Annotated in this window: 17 protein-coding genes; 4 read left to right on the top strand and 13 right to left on the bottom strand. The window is 34.8% G+C overall.

What is annotated here, in order from left to right; all coding sequences use genetic code 11:
- Positions 1 to 252: 252 nt before the first annotated feature.
- The 6 genes from ABD792_RS08785 to ABD792_RS08760 all read right to left on the bottom strand — a co-directional run bounded on the left by ABD792_RS08785 (position 253) and on the right by ABD792_RS08760 (position 4,681).
- On the bottom strand, positions 253 to 726 hold the full coding sequence (locus ABD792_RS08785; protein WP_345005538.1) for a hypothetical protein: 474 nt from the start codon (positions 724 to 726) through the stop codon (positions 253 to 255).
- Between the two features lie 166 nt (positions 727 to 892).
- Positions 893 to 2,092 (bottom strand): glutamate-5-semialdehyde dehydrogenase, encoded by a 1,200-nt coding sequence (locus ABD792_RS08780; protein WP_345005537.1) that lies wholly within the window; start codon positions 2,090 to 2,092, stop codon positions 893 to 895.
- Positions 2,093 to 2,400: 308 nt separating this feature from the next.
- Positions 2,401 to 3,171 (bottom strand): glutamate 5-kinase, encoded by a 771-nt coding sequence (gene proB / locus ABD792_RS08775; protein ID WP_345005536.1) that lies wholly within the window; start codon positions 3,169 to 3,171, stop codon positions 2,401 to 2,403.
- Between the two features lies 1 nt (position 3,172).
- Positions 3,173 to 3,979, bottom strand: a complete 807-nt coding sequence (gene proC, locus ABD792_RS08770) for a pyrroline-5-carboxylate reductase (RefSeq protein ID WP_345005535.1) — start codon at positions 3,977 to 3,979, stop codon at positions 3,173 to 3,175.
- 28 nt (positions 3,980 to 4,007) lie between these two features.
- Positions 4,008 to 4,199 (bottom strand): hypothetical protein, encoded by a 192-nt coding sequence (locus tag ABD792_RS08765; RefSeq protein WP_345005534.1) that lies wholly within the window; start codon positions 4,197 to 4,199, stop codon positions 4,008 to 4,010.
- 44 nt (positions 4,200 to 4,243) lie between these two features.
- Positions 4,244 to 4,681, bottom strand: a complete 438-nt coding sequence (locus ABD792_RS08760; protein ID WP_345005533.1) for a GNAT family N-acetyltransferase — start codon at positions 4,679 to 4,681, stop codon at positions 4,244 to 4,246.
- A 357-nt stretch (positions 4,682 to 5,038) separates the two neighbouring features.
- Here ABD792_RS08760 and ABD792_RS08755 point away from each other — a divergent pair, with 357 nt between their 5' ends.
- Positions 5,039 to 6,772, top strand: a complete 1,734-nt coding sequence (locus ABD792_RS08755) for a M14 family metallopeptidase (RefSeq protein ID WP_345005532.1) — start codon at positions 5,039 to 5,041, stop codon at positions 6,770 to 6,772.
- Between the two features lie 297 nt (positions 6,773 to 7,069).
- On the opposite strand, the gene yajC is transcribed toward ABD792_RS08755, so the two are convergent.
- From yajC to nusB, 3 genes are all read right to left on the bottom strand, one after another.
- Positions 7,070 to 7,369 carry a preprotein translocase subunit YajC gene (yajC, locus tag ABD792_RS08750; protein WP_345005531.1) on the bottom strand — a complete coding sequence of 100 codons (300 nt, stop codon included), beginning with the start codon at positions 7,367 to 7,369 and terminating at the stop codon, positions 7,070 to 7,072.
- Between the two features lie 42 nt (positions 7,370 to 7,411).
- Positions 7,412 to 7,876: a DUF1573 domain-containing protein gene (locus ABD792_RS08745; protein WP_345005530.1), complete on the bottom strand. Its 465-nt coding sequence runs from the start codon at positions 7,874 to 7,876 to the stop codon at positions 7,412 to 7,414.
- Between the two features lie 80 nt (positions 7,877 to 7,956).
- A complete protein-coding gene (gene nusB, locus ABD792_RS08740; protein ID WP_345005529.1) occupies positions 7,957 to 8,901 on the bottom strand; it encodes a transcription antitermination factor NusB in 945 nt (314 codons plus the stop codon).
- Positions 8,902 to 9,418: 517 nt separating this feature from the next.
- Here nusB and ABD792_RS08735 point away from each other — a divergent pair.
- Both ABD792_RS08735 and ABD792_RS08730 read left to right on the top strand, forming a co-directional pair.
- The gene (locus ABD792_RS08735) at positions 9,419 to 11,185 is read left to right on the top strand and encodes an ABC transporter ATP-binding protein (protein ID WP_345005527.1); all 1,767 of its coding nucleotides are present in this window, start codon (positions 9,419 to 9,421) and stop codon (positions 11,183 to 11,185) included.
- A 155-nt stretch (positions 11,186 to 11,340) separates the two neighbouring features.
- A complete protein-coding gene (locus tag ABD792_RS08730) occupies positions 11,341 to 11,739 on the top strand; it encodes a PUR family DNA/RNA-binding protein (protein WP_345005526.1) in 399 nt (132 codons plus the stop codon).
- 293 nt (positions 11,740 to 12,032) lie between these two features.
- Here ABD792_RS08730 and ABD792_RS08725 read toward each other — a convergent pair whose 3' ends face one another.
- Positions 12,033 to 12,368 (bottom strand): tRNA-binding protein, encoded by a 336-nt coding sequence (locus tag ABD792_RS08725; protein WP_345005525.1) that lies wholly within the window; start codon positions 12,366 to 12,368, stop codon positions 12,033 to 12,035.
- 45 nt (positions 12,369 to 12,413) lie between these two features.
- Here ABD792_RS08725 and ABD792_RS08720 point away from each other — a divergent pair, with 45 nt between their 5' ends.
- Positions 12,414 to 12,971, top strand: coding sequence for a thioredoxin family protein (locus ABD792_RS08720; protein ID WP_345005524.1), 558 nt, complete (start codon positions 12,414 to 12,416; stop codon positions 12,969 to 12,971).
- A gap of 30 nt (positions 12,972 to 13,001) precedes the next feature.
- On the opposite strand, the gene ABD792_RS08715 is transcribed toward ABD792_RS08720, so the two are convergent.
- From ABD792_RS08715 to ABD792_RS08705, 3 genes are all read right to left on the bottom strand, one after another.
- The gene (locus ABD792_RS08715) at positions 13,002 to 13,505 is read right to left on the bottom strand and encodes a GNAT family N-acetyltransferase (protein WP_345005523.1); all 504 of its coding nucleotides are present in this window, start codon (positions 13,503 to 13,505) and stop codon (positions 13,002 to 13,004) included.
- Positions 13,506 to 13,508: 3 nt separating this feature from the next.
- On the bottom strand, positions 13,509 to 14,054 hold the full coding sequence (locus ABD792_RS08710) for a YfiT family bacillithiol transferase (protein WP_345005522.1): 546 nt from the start codon (positions 14,052 to 14,054) through the stop codon (positions 13,509 to 13,511).
- Between the two features lie 67 nt (positions 14,055 to 14,121).
- Positions 14,122 to 15,054, bottom strand: a complete 933-nt coding sequence (locus tag ABD792_RS08705; protein WP_345005521.1) for a peptidylprolyl isomerase — start codon at positions 15,052 to 15,054, stop codon at positions 14,122 to 14,124.
- Positions 15,055 to 15,073 lie beyond the last annotated feature (19 nt).

The following is a 15,073-nucleotide window of genomic DNA, read 5'->3' as shown; positions in this document are numbered from 1 at the left end:
GGCGCTTTTAACTACTAACCTGAACTCAATTAATAATTCAAGATCAAAACACAATTAATAATTTAATTTTCATCACTTTGCAATTTACTTAGAGTAAGAAACGAACCAATCTTGCACCAAAGGAGCAAAGTGAGATTGAGAAACCCCACAATGATGAGATTCTTCCTCATACTTCGTCAGAATGACATAGTTTGCACAATAAACCCAGTCAAAATACTGAAAATCAATTGTTTTAAAATCGAAGTCAGATTACTAAAATAATCCTAATCGTACTTTTGGAGTTCCAATGCTTACTCTTGTAGTGCTAGATCGTGGATAGCTTCCATAATGGTATCTGTTATAACCATAATAATAAAATGTTGCATGGTGATAATAACGATCACTGTGATGGCAATGGTGGTCACAATGACCATAATGCTCGGCATAAGCCTTTCGTTTTCTGCGCATGTAGGCTCTATATGCTTTTCGATCCCTCGCTTTTAATTCCTCTTCGTAAGCCTTTTGGTCTTCCCAAAATGCAAGTTCGTTCGCTTCATTATCAGCTTTAAATTGTTGTTCATACTTAGCATCTTCCAGTGCACGTCTTTTATAATAAGAGTCTTTATCTGCCTTTGATTCTGATGCGCTTGTCTCCTTCACTTCATTAGATGTTTCTTCTTTTTGGGCATAAATCATAGAAGAAAAAATGAATGGTATAAGTAAGGTTACATATTTTAATGATTTCATAATTTTAAAATTTAGGGTTACTAAATAATACATTTGTTTCCTTTATCAGGCCTGTTTGTTAGTAAGACACCTAAGTTATTTTTTTCCCTACGAAATCATTGAAAATTTTAATATGGGATGTAGAAAATCGTCCAAACTTTTTAAAACCGATTAAAAAGCAACTTGATTAAACACGTACATGTCCATCGCCGTAAACATAATATTTATTGGTAACTAGTTGCTTAAGTCCTAAAGGTCCACGATGGTGTAATTTATCTGTACTAATTGCCAGTTCTGCGCCAACTCCCATAGCGCCCCCATCGGTAAATCGGGTAGATGCATTTCTATAAACGGCTGCACAATCAACTTGTTCCATAAACATATTTGTCACCTCATTGTTGGTTGACATTATTGAAGCAGAATGTCCTCCAGAATATTGGTTTATTTTTTGGATAGCGTCCTCTAAGCCATCTACCGCTCCCAAACAACACTTTAAAGCTAAGAATTCTTCGTACCATATGGCTTCTTTATCAATGAGCATTTCTTCTTTTAAAATACCATGCGTCCATTCATCGACCATAATTGCTACATCATTCATTTTTAAGATAGAACTTAACTCTTTAAGTTTAGCCTCATAATTTGGAATCTTTTTATGTATCAAAATTTTATCCAAGGCATTGCAGGCCGATATTTTATCGGTCTTGGCATTAAGAATAACTTCTATGGTTTGTTCCCAATTTGCCTCCCTGTCTATGTATAAAAAGTTATTGCCTCTCCCACTTACCAGTACAGCACATTTTGCATGTTCTTTTACAAAGGAAATCAACCGCTCTCCTCCTCTGGGAACTATTAAATCTAAAGGTTCTGCAGGGTTTTTAAGAAAGTCCTGTGTTGACTCCCTATTCAATTTAAGCAATTGAATGTAATCCGTACATAAATCATTTTCCTCTAATGCTTGATGCCACAAACCTACCAGAAAAACATTGCTATTTAAAGCTTCCTTGCCCCCTTTTAAAAGAATCTTATTATTTGCTTTAAAGGCTAACGATGCAGCTTCGATTGTTACATCGGGGCGCGATTCGTAAATGATCATGATTGTACCGAAAGGGGCAGCTTTGTTTACTATTTTTAAACCACTGGATAAGGTATTATCCGAAATAACCTTATTCACTGGATCATCTTGAGCCCTAACCTCTTTAATGGCTTGCACCATACCGTCTATTTTATTCTCATTAATAATTAAACGGTCGTACATAGCCCGATCTTCTTTATTAAAAGCTTCTAAATCCTTTTTGTTCGCTTTTAATAAGGCATTACGATTGTCCTCCAATAACCTAACCATACTGGATAAAACACGATTTTTTGTATCTGTTGGTATTAATTTCATAGGTTTAAATTTTGATAATTCATTGATTTTATATTAATTATAAAATTGAGAACGTATGCAATTACTACGCTCTCACATTAAAAATTTTAAACATTCCCTTTTGTAAAAAATGCTTAAAATTTATTAATGTTCGTTTCACTTGTTTATTTTTTAATTATGAAGTTATTTTGATTCTTTAAACAAGAACGAGAAGGTATTTGCTTTGACACCCTCTTTTTTTTGGAAAGTACAGAGGATTAATGTTAAAGGAACAGCAAAAACAGACTAATCAGCCATTCTTTAAGAAAGAAAAAAGGTATGAGGTCTATTTAAAGTGCGACCTTTGTACCTATATTTTTTCCTTCTATAATATCAATTATCGTATTGTCTCGTTTCCCATTGGCAATATAGGTAGGTATATTTTTAGCAGCAGCCTGTTGTGCATAATCTAATTTCGATCCCATACCACCTCTGCCTTCCTCTTCTCTTTTGTTACTATCTTTAATATACTTATCCAAATTCTCATCGGGGTCTACATGTTTTATCAAATCACTTGTTTCAGACTCGGGGTGCCCTGTATAAACACCATCAATATCCGTTAGGATAATTAACTTGTCGGCATCCATTAACTGTGCAATTAAACTGGCGAGCTCATCGTTGTCTGAAAACATCGACATAGTTACCGATACAGCATCATCTTCATTTGCAATAGGAATGACACCTTCCGATAGCAATCCTTCGCAACAATTTATCATATTCTCACGATGTACGCCAGGACTAAAATCTCTTTTGGTAGGCAAAACCTGAGCACATTTCATACCGTAATCGTAAAATATATTATAATATAAACGCATCATTCTAGGCTGACCTATGGCTGAATATACTTGGCGCCGCTGTGTCCTATCTTTTATATTAGATTGTCCTAAAACCTCTTTACCAGCAATAACAGAACCCGATGAAACTAATATGGTAATAATACCTCTTTCGTAGAGTTCGGCTATTTGCCTTACAAGACGTCGTAAAACAGGTCTAACTATCCTATTGTCTTTGTTGGTCATTACATTCGTGCCAACTTTTATCACAATCCTTTCTTTATACATATTAATGTTCTTTTCCAAGTTCTGTAGCTCGTTTAAAGGCTGCAAAAGCAGCTTCTTTTATTAATTCGTTTACGTTGTTATCTGACATAGAATCCAAAGCAGCTCTAGTTGTTCCTCCTTTTGATGCTACACGATCCATCCAGGAATTAGGCGATAAATTAGATTGGTTAAAAAGTTCGACCGCTCCTGTAAAGGTCTGACTTACCAAAACGGTTGAGTCATTTTTAGAGAATCCCATTTGTAGGGCTGCTTCCATCATACTCTGCATAAAATAAAACACATAAGCAGGACCACTACCCGAAATCCCTGTAGAGGCATCTATAAAGTTCTCATTCGACACCCTTATAGACTTTCCTGTAGTATCCAATAAACTTTCAACGGTTAACAATTCAATTCTTGATACTTCATGTGATGCCACATATGAGGTTAAGCCCTTTCCTATTTTTGCCGGCAAATTTGGCATAGCCCGAACTATTTTACTTAACCCTGTCAACACTTGCATTGATTCTATGGTAACGCCTGCCATAATTGAAATAAGTATTTGCCCAGGGTTTACCAATGGCCGCATAGCACGAAGCAAAGCCTCAGAATGGTACGGCTTTACAGCTATGAAAATTATATCTGCTTGAGGCACACAATCGTCTAATGCTTTAAACGCATCAAAGTGTGACATTTGGTTAAGTGCTTCCAGTTTCTCTTCAGAGTTATCCAAAACCATGATGTTTCTTTTTTTAAGCAACTTCGATTTGGACATACCCTGTGCATAAGTAAGCCCCATATTTCCGGCTCCTATTACTAATACTCTCATATAATTTTAGTTGTTTTAAGTGTAAGCTTTAAATAAACAGTGAACAATCACTACAGTCTTTTACTTCTCCATAATACGTTTCCCTATACTTATGTAGTGTTTTTATTGGCCACCCAAACAAATACTTTTTAATATAAGTAACCTTTGTTGTAAGCTCTCCCATTTTTATACTGTACCGCTTTTCATATACAGTTTCTCTTTTTACTTTTAAAATTTTCATTCGCATTTTTTGATTATTATTCATGCATGCTTTCAACCAGCACATTAACGTACTAAACGCATTTCTATATTTCTTTTTTTAAACCCCTTTTCTTCAAACAAACGTATTACTGGGTTATCCTTGTTGATATATAATGTTATATCACCTTTACAGTACTTAAGGGTATAATCTATTAATGTTTTTGCTATACCGTGTCCCCTGTATTTTGCATTTACAGCTATATAAACCAATATGTTTTCGGGTATATACTCATCCATTCCAGTTTTATTAACTACCACTGCTCCTAATATTTCATTTTGCTTCTCCACGGTAAAAACATAGCCTCCCAATCCAGCTATATCCTTTACAGCATACCGTAACGATTTTTTAATTGCCCGTTTACTGTCTCTAAATTCTCCCGAGTGTTCATACAAAAAGTTAGCTAAACGATTTATTTCAATTATTGATAGCCTTGAATAAGCATCAAAGGTTTTTATAGTCATAAAATAAAAATTCGACCTACCACACATGGCGGAGGCAACATATTTTTACAAAAAAAACAATAAGACATCTAACACTTAAAAATAAGTGTCATTGCTTAAGATAAGTTAGTGAAAACAGCAGCTGTAACTGCTAGGGTAAGTTTAGAGTGTAGGAGGAATGAATTTATCCGATTGGATTCTAAAAACTAAAAAGTTAAAATCGTAAAGTCTATTGTTCTTCAAAACATGCGATCCATTTCCCATAGGTGCAAATATATGAAAAGCATTAGTTAATAACAAGTTTCAAGTTTCTTTTAGATTCCCTCTTCCTGTTTGTAGTTAATAGTTTTAATCGTAGATTTATCAAAAAATGAATGTATGCGTATAATTGTTATTGTCTTTGTTCTTCTAGTGTCTTGTAACGCATCCAATGAAAAACCATACTATAATTTTGAGACTCAATTTGAAATATCCAACGGTGTCGAAACGGCAACTTACCACCAAGCCATTCAATTTTATAAAGACTTAGCCAAAGCCTACCCCGAAATCACCATTCAAACCATTGGTGAGACCGATTCTGGCAAACCATTGCACTTAGTCACACTAAATCCTGATAGTGTATTTAATTTCCATGAGATTAGAAAGAATAAACGCATTTTATTGATAAACAATGGTATCCATCCAGGTGAGTCTGACGGGATAGATGCTACCATGATGCTTTTTAGAGATCTGGTAAACGGACGCATTATCCCACCAAAAAATACAGTTCTAGCAACCATTCCTATTTACAATGTTGGAGGGGCTTTAAACTGGAATTCTACAACCCGTACCAATCAAAATGGCCCTAAATCATATGGGTTTAGAGGCAATGCCAGAAACTACGATCTAAATCGGGATTTCATAAAATGCGATACCAAAAATGCAAAAACTTTTGCAAAGATATTCCATTTAGTGCAACCCGATGTTTTTATTGATACCCATGTGAGCAATGGAGCCGATTACCAATACACACTTACACATTTATTTACGCAACACAATAAACTTGGTGGTAAATTAGGCAGTTATTTAAACGATAGCATGATGCCAAAACTTGAACAAAAATTAGCTAAAAAAAACTGGGACATCACTCCCTATGTAAATGTTTTCAATAATTTACCCGAAAAAGGCTTTTCCCAATTTATGGATTACCCAAGATATTCAACTGGCTACACAACTTTATTTAACACTTTGGGCATGATGGTTGAAACACATATGCTAAAACCATATCATCAAAGGGTAGAAGGCACTTACGAACTTTTAAAAAGTATGATTGAAATTACCGAGGAAGACGGTGAAGAAATTGCGACTATTAGAAAAGAAGCCTCTTTTGACTTGTACCAAAACGAATATTACGCGCTAAATTGGAAAGTTGATACAACTAAAAAGAGTACCTTAAAATTTAAAGGGGTTAAAGGCGAACGTATTCCTAGTGACATTACGGGTAAAAATCGTCTCAAATTTTATAGAACACAACCATTTACAAAAGACACCCCTTATCAAAACCACTTTGTACCGAGTCTTAAAGTTAAAATCCCTACCGCTTATGTTATTCCCCAAGGTTGGCACAATATTATCGATTTACTAAAATTAAATAGCGTTGAAATGATAGCATTTAAAAAGGATACAACGCTTACTGTCGAGAGCTATAAAATTATGTCTTTCGAAACCCAAAAGACGCCTTATGAGGGGCACTACCCTCACTACAACACTCAAATTACAAAAGAAGAAAAAGAAATTACCTTCTTAAAAGGCGACTATATTATAGATACCAATCAATATGCCTTTAGGTATTTATTAGAAACCCTAGAACCGCAAGCTTTCGATTCCTTTTTTAATTGGAACTTTTTTGACACAATTCTTCAACAAAAGGAAGGGTTTTCTCCCTATGTATGGGAAGACAAGGCTCTAAAATTATTAAAAGACAACCCTAAACTAAAGGAAGCTTTTGAGCATAGAAAAAAAGATATAACCGAGTTTAACAACAATTGGTATGCTCAATTAGATTGGCTACATAAGCAAAGTGAACATTACGAAAAAGCGCATTTACAGTATCCTGTATACAGAATTAACTAATGACTTCAAATTACCTGACTTTTATTTAGTCTTCAATTAATTTCTTTTAACCATAATAATTACTCCTTTTCTACATTAGGAATTATGAAGCCGTTATTAATACCACCCAAAATAAAGAATTTCTTGAAACGAACTATCCCCGAGGCAGAACCGTAGGGGTATACACGGAAACCCCGACGCTGAGCGTCGAGGAATTCTTTTTAATTAAAAAGAGACTGCCTTTAATCAAAGGCAGTCTCTTAATTTTTATGAATAATTAACCACATTAAGCGGTCTTTAAACAGGAATAGTTATTCTTTATTTTGTAGCTGGAGCCGCATTTAATTTGGCACTCAACTCCATTGAAAGTGCAGAGCGCTCAAACTTAACTTTACCCGACATAGTTTCTAAAATACAACTACCATCTTTATCGTTTAACTCCAAAATTTTACCATGCAAACCACTTTTAGTGATTACTTTATCACCACGCTTTAAATCGGCATTAAACTTTTTCTCTTTTTTTGCACGCTTCATTTGTGGTGCAATCATAAAGAAATACACAACCACAAACATTAATATAAATGGTAAAAAACTACCTATTCCTCCTCCTTCGGTCATTATTTTAAATATTATGCTGAATTAATTGTTCAGCTGATTGTTTTACTTTGTTTTTGTTGGATCTGGCTTTACAAAAGCCGTAATTTTTACAGTTTCCCTTCCTTGCTCTGTATTGGCAGTAACCGTAATAGTCTTTGATATCTTATTGGTTCCGCTTCCGTTAAACTTTACCGAGAACTGTCCAGTTGCCCCAGGAGCCAATGGCTCTCTACTCCAATCTTTAGGCACAGTACAACCACAAGAACTTTTTATATCGGTAATTACTAAAGGGGCATCTCCTGTGTTTTTATATTTAAAAACAGTTTCTACCTGTGTTTTAGCATCAATCTCACCAAAATCATGCTCTGTTTTATCAAACTCAATAACTGGAAATTTGGATGCATTGGCATCTCTTACAGCAGCTTCGGCTACGTTATTTTCGTTAATCTTTTTTGAGGCATCTTCTTTACATGACGATGCAAACGCCACTAAACAGAATACACTTACTCCTAATATTATTTTTTTCATAATAGATCGTTTTAGTTCGGGTATAAAAATAGGAATTATTTAATCCATTAAAAAGTTTTATTAATTTCTTAACAAAAAACCTACATCAGGCCACGCCCTACTTTGTTTAAGGTTCCTGCTTCAGTGTATTCTTTTACTAGCTTATCCAGGATACCATTTATAAAAATACTACTTTTAGGTGTAGAATATTCCTTGGCTATTTCCAGATATTCGTTAATGGTTACTTTTACAGGAATGGAAGGGAAAAATTTTAATTCACCTATAGCCATTTGCAACAATACAAAATCGATACTAGCAATACGCTCAGAATCCCAATTTTGGGTTTTAAGCTCAATTTCTTTGTTTATAGTCGTTCTGTTTAAAAGAGTTTTTCTAAACAAATCGATGGCATACTGCTTATCTTCTATATCCTTATATAATTTAGGTGTAAAATGATTTTCTGCTACATTTCTTTTTACCTTTCTTAATAATTTTAGGATGGTAGTATTAACCGTTGGCAAATCATCCAGCCAAGTAAGGTTTTTATCTTCTATATAGTCGTAAAGCTTATCGTTTGGCGCTATTATCTCTTTAAAGACATCTATAATAAATAGTTTGTCCTCTTTAAAATCAGAGACCCTTGTTTGCATATACTCTTTATACAAATCACTATTAACAATGGCCTTAAAGATTACATCTACATACTCGCTATCCAACTGCCAGTCATTAACGCTATGTGTCTCTAATTCATCCTTTAGTGCAACATTCTCTTGAAGTATTTTAAAAACCTCATTGTTTACAAACTTTCTATTCGGGTCTTTATCTTCCTTAGTCGCTAAATGCTTACGCTGTTTTTTTTGAAGATCACTTTCTGCGCGCTTTAGAACTTCGAGCAACAAGGAAATCACCAATAAGTACAAGTTGTACATGTTATCTATACTAAACAATAAAAATTTCTGATCCTTACTAAAATCATCACTCTCACCGCCCTTAAAGGCATAAATGGTTTGCATTACTTTTACACGAATATGTCTTCTGTTTAGCATAATAACAATGAACTTAAATTAAAAAGCAAAAACTTAGTTGTATTTTCGAGCTGCAAAAATAAAACTATTTTAAAATATTATATACAAAATACAGCTTATTATTTTAGATCCAATCTTAGAGGCTGTTTAAATTCCACCTTTCGGTTTTAATAGAACACCTTTTTAAAAGCACAACAATTAACAAGCATAATAAAAATGTAGAATAGGAAAGGTATTCTTAAGAAAGTAGCCCCCTAAAAGAGCTACATAGTCAATACAAGTATTACAATTCCCTTAACATATATTAGCACTGTGTATTGTTTTAATCCTGTATCTTTGCTTTCTTAAATTAGTTTTGCAATATAATTAAACCACTATGGACAGTAAGTTTATAGGTTTAATGTAGACTAGAGTCTGTTTTGCCACGGATACGCAAATATTTTTGACACAATCATTCGTGAATTTGTGGCTTATAAAAATTTTAGAAACCGAAAGTCTTGCACTAGAAGTGCATAGTTTCAACTAACGATTGAAACCAATGAAAGAATTACAACATTTAAATAAATACTTTTTTAAATACAAAACGTATCTTTTATTAGGAATTATTATTACCATTGTGGCTAGAATATTTTTACTTTTCACACCACGCCTTGTCCGCGAAATTTTTGTAATTGTAGAAAAGCATGAAGATGGAAACGATGCTATATCCACTAGTATACGTGCCGAACTGGGTGAGATCATCTTTTATATTATTGGAGCCGCTATTATTGCGGCCATACTAACATTTTTTATGCGGCAAACCATTATTAATGTATCCCGCTATATAGAATATGATCTAAAAAATGAAGTCTACGGGCATTACCAAAAGTTATCCTTAAATTTTTACAAAAAAAATAGGACTGGCGATTTAATGAACCGTATTAGTGAAGACGTTGGCCGTGTGCGTATGTATGCCGGCCCAGCCATTATGTACAGCATTAATACCATAACACTATTTGTAATAGCATTAATATATATGTTTAGCGAAGCGCCTAAACTTACCCTTTATACCATTATGCCCTTACCAATTCTATCGGTAGCAATTTATAAATTAAGTAAGGAAATCCATAAGCGTAGTACCATAGTACAAGAATACCTTTCAAAGCTATCTACTTTCACCCAAGAATCCTTTAGTGGTATTTCTGTCATAAAAGCATATAGCATTGAACCAGAAACATCCAAAAACTTTAATTCATTGGCCGCCGAGAATAAAAACAAGCATCTTAATTTAGCAAGAGTACAAGCGCTGTTTTTCCCTATGATGATACTACTTATTGGCGCCAGTAACTTATTGGTCATTTATATAGGAGGCATGCAATATATTAATGGTGAAATTGAAAGCTTGGGTACTATTGCCGAATTTATTATTTATGTTAACATGCTTACCTGGCCGGTAGCCACGGTAGGTTGGGTGACTTCAATAGTACAACAGGCCGAAGCTTCCCAAAAACGAATTAATGAATTTTTAAATATTGAGCCCGAAATAAAGAACACCGTTAATGAACAGACAAATATTGATGGAGATATTAGCTTCAAAAACGTATCCTTTACCTACGACGACACCAACATACAGGCCTTAAAGAATGTTAGTTTTACTGTTAAACAGGGTGAAACCCTTGCCATTTTAGGAAAAACCGGATCGGGAAAATCTACCATACTGGATTTAATTGGCCGCCTTTATGATATTGACCATGGAGTCATTACAATTAATGGAACTAATATTATACAACACAACCTCACCTCTTTAAGAAATGGTATTGGATATGTGCCCCAAGATGCCTTTTTGTTTTCAGATACCATAAAAAACAATATTAAATTTGGAAAAGAAGATGCTACCGATGATGATGTGGTAAATGCTGCTAAGAAAGCACACGTACACAAAAACATCATCAAATTTAATAATGGTTACGATACCGTTTTAGGAGAACGCGGCATAACACTTTCCGGCGGACAAAAACAGCGTGTCTCTATTGCCCGGGCCATTATAAAATCGCCTAAAATCTTATTGTTTGATGATTGCCTTTCAGCCGTTGACACCGAAACAGAAGAAAAAATATTGACAAACCTAAATAAGATTTCACAAAACAAGACAACAATTATTGTTAGCCATAGGGTCTCTTCTGCTAAAAACGCCGATAAAATTATTGTACTCGATAATGGAGAAATTGTACAATCGGGCACTCACAACACCCTTATAAATACAGAAGGTTACTACAAACACCTGTATTTAAAACAACTAAGCGAATCTGGGGTCAACATGGGTTAATGCCTCAAAAAGGCTTATAAAATATACATTTATAGACACTTTAAATTGACTAAATAACAACTTAAATAAAAGAATTTTCATAATTTGTTGGTTAATATGCTATTTTTTTAGATTTTTGAGGAACTTAATGATAATAGATAAATTTAAATACAACTATGAACAATAATGACATGATGGAGAAAGAGGAGATATTTTCAAAAGTATTAAGAGCAGGAAGACGTACATATTTCTTTGATGTAAGAGCGACAAAAGCAGATGATTATTATCTTACCATTACAGAAAGCAAAAAATTCACTAATGACGATGGCTCTTTTCATTATAAAAAGCATAAAATCTATATTTATAAAGAAGATTTCTCTGAGTTTAAATCCATTCTAGCCGAAATGACCGATTATATTATCAGGGAAAAAGGCGATGAAGTTATTAGCGAACGTCATCAAAAGGACTTTAAAAAAGATTATGACCAAGACGGGTATAATAATGTAAACACAAATAATGAAAATGCCCACAAGCCAGCTGAAAGCTTTACAGACATAGATTTTGACGATATATAACCGACCCGAAATTAACACAACCAACAAAAGCCGTTATCATTTTGATAACGGCTTTTATATTTATGTATGTTTCCTTAAGCCTAGAAAACAAAACCCATTATACCAAACCTGAGTTTCTATTAATAGTTCAAGATTAAACATGATTAAGTGCTTAATTTTTAACATGTTGTCATCCTATGTTTGTAGAAGGATTTAAAAGGATAAATAAATTACTTTGAGAATTATTAACTTTTAAAGAGAAAGAGCAAGGCAATGTCTTAAAAATCAATCGTTTTAAAATCGAACTCAGACACCTAAGAAACAGGCGTTCCATTCTTCACCCTATCTTCAGGTCTTAAAAGTATAACATCCTTTCCATTAACGGCTCCCAACACCAAACAATCACTCATAAAGTTAGCTATTTGCTTTTTAGGAAAGTTAACTATAGCCACTATTTGTCGGTTTAACAACGTAGCCTTGTCATACAAAGTCGTAATCTGTGCCGATGTTTTTTTCACTCCCAAATCTCCAAAATCAATCGTTAACTGGTAAGCTGGTTTTCTTGCCTTGGGAAAATCATTTACCTCAATTATGGTTCCCACACGAAGATCTACTTTGGTGAAATCTTCAAAAGATATTAAATCATTCATTTTTCAAAAATATAAATAATCACGAACTTTGCTAAAACAGTTATTATGGCTCGTACACCATCAAACATGCTGCCTCTTGGCACCATAGCACCTTCCTTCAAATTACTGGACACAGTTAGTAACACGTTAATGTCCTTGGAATCCCTTAAAGGCAAATATGGCACCGTTATTATGTTTATTTGCAACCACTGCCCTTTTGTTATTCATGTTAACAAAGAATTGGTTTCAATAGCAAATAGCTATACAAAGAAGGGCATTAGCTTTATTGCTATTTCCAGTAACGACGTAAACAATTATCCCCAAGATGGCCCTAACGAAATGAAAAAGCATGCCATGGCCGAAGGTTATCCTTTTCCATACTTATACGATGAAAGTCAAGAAGTAGCAAAAGCCTATGATGCTGCCTGTACCCCAGACCTATACGTGTTTAACACAGACTTAAAACTAAACTACAGGGGACAATTGGATGCCTCTAGACCAGGTAACGGTCTTCCAGTAACAGGTTCTGATTTAAGACATGCTATGGATTGCTTGTTACAGGGAGAGACCAACACAAGGCCACAAATGCCAAGTATAGGTTGTAATATTAAATGGAAACCTTAAAGACGACTGTTTAATAATTCGATTTTAAATCTAAACAGTCTCTTTGTCTAGTTGTAATTGCCAAAAGCCAACATCTAGCCACCTGCCAAACTTTAAGCCCACAGCTTTAAAATGGGCCACTTTTTCAAAACCAAATTTTTCATGAAGCTTTACACTGGCTTCATTGGGTAAGGTTAAACCTCCTATTACCACATGACAGCTGCCCTGTTTTAATAAACGTAACAGCTCTGCATATAACTTGGAGCCTATCTGTTTACCATGTGCATCTTGCCTAACATATACAGTAGATTCTACCGTAAAATTGTAAGCAGGTTTTTTACGCCATTTACTAGCATAGGCATACCCTAAAATTATCCCCTCTTCTTCAAAAACAATAAAGGGATAAGAAGTAATGATAGTTCGTACTTTTTCTTCAAATTCACGTAATGTCAAAGGCTCTAAATCAAAGGTCACTATAGAGTTTACCACATAATAATTATAAATTCCCAAAAGCTCCTTGCTATCCTCAATGCGCACAGGTCGAATTGCTCCCATAATTTAAAGCCAATTATTACGCTTCAGTAAATTTTCAATATGTGCGTAATGGTGGTTGCTATGCCAGGCATAAACACCTATGTTTCTATTAAGAGGCACCTCCGTATTGGTTTCAGGGTGAATAAATATTCTGCCCAATTCCTCTTCAGACAACTGCTTAAGCAAATACACCAATTTATAGTGAATGACTTTTAAATGTAATAACGACATAGCAATAGGCGCATCTTTAGCACCTGGCAGTTCTGCCCACCGTGCTTCGTTATAGGGTTTTATTACTGGTGTATCCTCTGTTAACGTCCATTTAAAACGAATGTAACTATTTAGGTGGCTATCCGCTAGATGATGTATTACCTGGCGTACCGTCCATCCTTCTGGACGATAAGCAGTATCCAATTGTTCGTCTGTTAAATCACCTACAAGAGATTCCAACCTGTCAGGGAAACGATCCAAAACAGAAATCCATGCTTCTACCTGACTTGTTGTTATAATAGCTGGGCTCTCAAATTTCCCAATGGGATACTTTAAATGTTCAAGTTCTTTATTTGTCATATATAAATATAAAAAAAGCACTTCAATTGAAGTGCTCTAGTTTATATAATTTAAACCGTTATAACTATTATTTTACGGCCATTAATTCAACATCAAAAATTAGTGTAGCGTCTGGGGGTATCACACCACCAGCACCACGACTACCATAACCTAAGCTACTTGGAATTACCAAACGCGCCTTATCTCCTACTTTCAACAATTGAATACCTTCATCCCATCCAGAGATAACCTGTCCCATTCCCAAAGGAAAATCAATTGGTTGGTTACGCTTGTACGAAGAGTCGAAAACTGTACCATCTGTTAATTGCCCTTTATAATGTACCGATACGGTCTTTCCTTTTACGGCTTTAGTTCCATTACCTTCCTGAATAATTTGATAACGTAAACCACTATCCGTTTTATTAAAACCAGCAGCAATTTTATCCAATTCAGCTTCAGCTTCAGCTTTGGCTTGAGCCAATCGCTTTTCTCTTGATCCTTCAAAGGTCCTAAAGGCTTCAATAGCATTATAAGCCTCTGCATCTGCTCCTAACCTTACAATTTCTATGCTTTCAATAACATCGCCTTGCCCTATAGTATCCACAACATCTTGACCTTCGGTAACCCTACCAAAAACGGTATGGTTGTTATCTAGCCAAGGTGTTGCCACGTGTGTGATAAAAAATTGACTTCCGTTGGTTCCTGGACCTGCATTTGCCATAGATAATATCCCTGGACCATCATGCTTCAAATCAGGATGAAACTCATCGTCAAACTGATATCCTGGGTTTCCGGTTCCTGTTCCTTGTGGACATCCACCTTGGATCATAAAATCTGGAATGACTCTGTGGAATTTCAAACCATTGTAATATGGTGTTCCTTGGGGTTTTGCTGAGTTTTCAAGATTCCCTTCGGCCAAAGCAACAAAGTTACCTACGGTTCCCGGTGTTTTTTCATATTCTAAAGAAACGATAATTTCTCCTTTAGATGTGTTAAATTTTGCGTATAATCCGTCTTGCATAATGCTCTATTTTTTAAGA

The sequence above is a fragment of the Snuella lapsa genome, from assembly GCF_039539345.1.
GTDB classification, from domain to species: domain Bacteria; phylum Bacteroidota; class Bacteroidia; order Flavobacteriales; family Flavobacteriaceae; genus Snuella; species Snuella lapsa.
The sequence above is the reverse complement of the archived record's forward strand: the minus strand, read 5'-3'. Positions and strand labels throughout refer to the sequence as shown.

What these genes read in the sequence shown, in the direction of transcription:
- ABD792_RS08785 (WP_345005538.1), bottom strand. Translation starts at nt 726, where the DNA reads ATGAAATCATTAAAATATGTAACCTTACTTATACCATTCATTTTTTCT.
- ABD792_RS08780 (WP_345005537.1), bottom strand. Translation starts at nt 2,092, where the DNA reads ATGAAATTAATACCAACAGATACAAAAAATCGTGTTTTATCCAGTATG.
- proB (WP_345005536.1), bottom strand. Translation starts at nt 3,171, where the DNA reads ATGTATAAAGAAAGGATTGTGATAAAAGTTGGCACGAATGTAATGACC.
- proC (WP_345005535.1), bottom strand. Translation starts at nt 3,979, where the DNA reads ATGAGAGTATTAGTAATAGGAGCCGGAAATATGGGGCTTACTTATGCA.
- ABD792_RS08765 (WP_345005534.1), bottom strand. Translation starts at nt 4,199, where the DNA reads ATGAAAATTTTAAAAGTAAAAAGAGAAACTGTATATGAAAAGCGGTAC.
- ABD792_RS08760 (WP_345005533.1), bottom strand. Translation starts at nt 4,681, where the DNA reads ATGACTATAAAAACCTTTGATGCTTATTCAAGGCTATCAATAATTGAA.
- ABD792_RS08755 (WP_345005532.1), top strand. Translation starts at nt 5,039, where the DNA reads ATGCGTATAATTGTTATTGTCTTTGTTCTTCTAGTGTCTTGTAACGCA.
- yajC (WP_345005531.1), bottom strand. Translation starts at nt 7,369, where the DNA reads ATGACCGAAGGAGGAGGAATAGGTAGTTTTTTACCATTTATATTAATG.
- ABD792_RS08745 (WP_345005530.1), bottom strand. Translation starts at nt 7,876, where the DNA reads ATGAAAAAAATAATATTAGGAGTAAGTGTATTCTGTTTAGTGGCGTTT.
- nusB (WP_345005529.1), bottom strand. Translation starts at nt 8,901, where the DNA reads ATGCTAAACAGAAGACATATTCGTGTAAAAGTAATGCAAACCATTTAT.
- ABD792_RS08735 (WP_345005527.1), top strand. Translation starts at nt 9,419, where the DNA reads ATGAAAGAATTACAACATTTAAATAAATACTTTTTTAAATACAAAACG.
- ABD792_RS08730 (WP_345005526.1), top strand. Translation starts at nt 11,341, where the DNA reads ATGAACAATAATGACATGATGGAGAAAGAGGAGATATTTTCAAAAGTA.
- ABD792_RS08725 (WP_345005525.1), bottom strand. Translation starts at nt 12,368, where the DNA reads ATGAATGATTTAATATCTTTTGAAGATTTCACCAAAGTAGATCTTCGT.
- ABD792_RS08720 (WP_345005524.1), top strand. Translation starts at nt 12,414, where the DNA reads ATGGCTCGTACACCATCAAACATGCTGCCTCTTGGCACCATAGCACCT.
- ABD792_RS08715 (WP_345005523.1), bottom strand. Translation starts at nt 13,505, where the DNA reads ATGGGAGCAATTCGACCTGTGCGCATTGAGGATAGCAAGGAGCTTTTG.
- ABD792_RS08710 (WP_345005522.1), bottom strand. Translation starts at nt 14,054, where the DNA reads ATGACAAATAAAGAACTTGAACATTTAAAGTATCCCATTGGGAAATTT.
- ABD792_RS08705 (WP_345005521.1), bottom strand. Translation starts at nt 15,054, where the DNA reads ATGCAAGACGGATTATACGCAAAATTTAACACATCTAAAGGAGAAATT.